This window comes from Pseudomonas sp. CGJS7, from assembly GCF_036961695.1.
On the sequence record NZ_JBAMDI010000284.1, the window covers coordinates 1 to 1,873 of the forward strand.

At 64.8% G+C, this 1,873-nt stretch carries 2 protein-coding genes; both read right to left on the reverse strand.

Translation table 11 applies throughout. From position 1 onward, the window contains the following. The coding region (locus tag V7787_RS52685) for a condensation domain-containing protein (protein ID WP_336095438.1) at positions 1 to 1,533 on the reverse strand (1,533 nt) is incomplete at its 3' end. A gap of 12 nt (positions 1,534 to 1,545) precedes the next feature. Beyond that, positions 1,546 to 1,873: phosphopantetheine-binding protein (locus V7787_RS52690; RefSeq protein ID WP_336095439.1), on the reverse strand; the 328-nt coding region annotated here is incomplete at its 5' end.

Consider the following 1,873-nt stretch of genomic DNA (forward strand, 5'->3'; position numbering starts at 1 on the left):
GGCCGCCTGGGCTTCGATCAGGCGATGCAGCGGCTGGCTCGGCGCGAACGTGGCCGGGGCGGTATTCCAGGCAGCCAGCGTTGCGGCACGTTCCGCCGTCGTCAGCATCGGCAACTCGCTGACGCGCGTGCCGGGGGCGCTGACGATACCTTCGAGCAACGCCTGCCAGTGGCCCGCCAGGCGCTCGATGGTGGTTGAGTCGAACAGGTCGGTCGCGTAGGTCAGCGACGCCCACAACTGCCCCTGCTCTTCATGGGTATCGAGCATCAGGTCGAATTGCGCGGTCTGGCTCTCCCAGTTCAGCGATTCGACCCGCAGCCCCGGCAGCTCATGGGCCTGCCGGCCCGCGCCACGGTGCGCCTGGTGATTGAACAGCACCTGGAACAACGGGCTGTGACTGAGGTTGCGCTCCGGCGCCAAGGCTTCGACCAGTTGCTCGAACGGCAGGTCCTGATGCTCCTGGGCGCCCAGCGCCGCCTCCTTGGCCTGTTGCAGCAATGTGGTGAACGGCGCCTGACCATCGACTTCGGCGCTGAGCACCTGGGTATTGACGAAGAAGCCGATCAGGCGCTCGGTCTCTGCGCGGTTGCGGTTGCCGATCGGCACGCCGACACGGATATCGCGCTGTCGGCTGTAGCGGTGCAACAGCGCCTGGAACGACGCCAGCAGGACCATGTACAGGGTCGCCCCCTGCTGCCGCGCTACCTCTTGCAAACCCCTGCCCAGCTCGGCCGACAGTTCGATATCCAGGCGTGCGCCACGCAAGCTCTGCAGCGCTGGCCGCGGACGATCCAGCGGCAATTCCAGCACCGGCTGCTCGCCGCCCAGGCGGGTGGTCCAGTAGGCCAATTGGCGCTCGCGCTCGCCAGCCTCCATCCATTGGCGCTGCCACAATGCATAGTCGGCATACTGGATCGGCAGCGCCGGCAGCTCGGGCTGCTGGCCACGACTGAACGCGCCATAGCAGTTGATCAGCTCCTCGACCATCAACTGCATCGAGGCGCCGTCGGAAATGATGTGGTGCTGGGTCAACACCAGCACATGGTCGTCTTCGCTCACCTGCAGCAGGCGCGCGCGCAGCAACGGCCCTTCGCCCAGGTCGAAGAGCACGGCGATCTCCCCCGCCACCGCCTGTTCCAGTTGCCCGGCATCGGTCAGTACCTGCACCGGCAGCGGCAGCGCGAACGGCGCGCGAACCTGCTGCAGCAACTGCCCGTCGACCTCGACGAACACGCTGCGCAGTACTTCGTGACGCTCGATCAGCGTCGCGAAGCTGCGCTGCAGCGCGGCCATGTCCAGGGCGCCGCGCAAGCGCAGCGCCGTGGGGATGTGATACGCCGCGCTGTGCGGTTCCAGGTTCCAGAGGAACCACTGACGCTCCTGGGCATAGGACAGCCGAAGGGGCTCGTCGGCATCACGCCGGAAAATCGGCGCGATGCCATAGAGGTTGACCCCCTTCTGACTCAGCAGAATCGCCAAGGCTTTGCGCTTCTCGGAAGAAAGCGCGCTTACCGATTCGATTAGTTGCTGCATGCCGTGTCCTCACTAGGAAATCAGTTTTTCAAGATCATCGGCAGTTAGACGATTGAGGTCCTCCAAGGATTTAGCCAAAACATCGTGCAGTGGATCGAGCGCGGGCTGCAGGGCCTGCAAGGCCTCGCAGAAGTCCGCCAGGTCGCGGGCCAGGAACAGCGTCTTGACCGGCACTTCATGGCCCAGCGCTTCGCGCAGGCGCAGCACTACCTGGGTGGCCAGCAACGAATGGCCGCCAAGCTCGAAGAAGTTGTCGCTCAAGCCTACTTGCTCCAGCTCCAGCACCTGAGCCCAGATGCCTGCCACCTGCTGTTCCAGTTCAGTGACTGGCGCCACATAA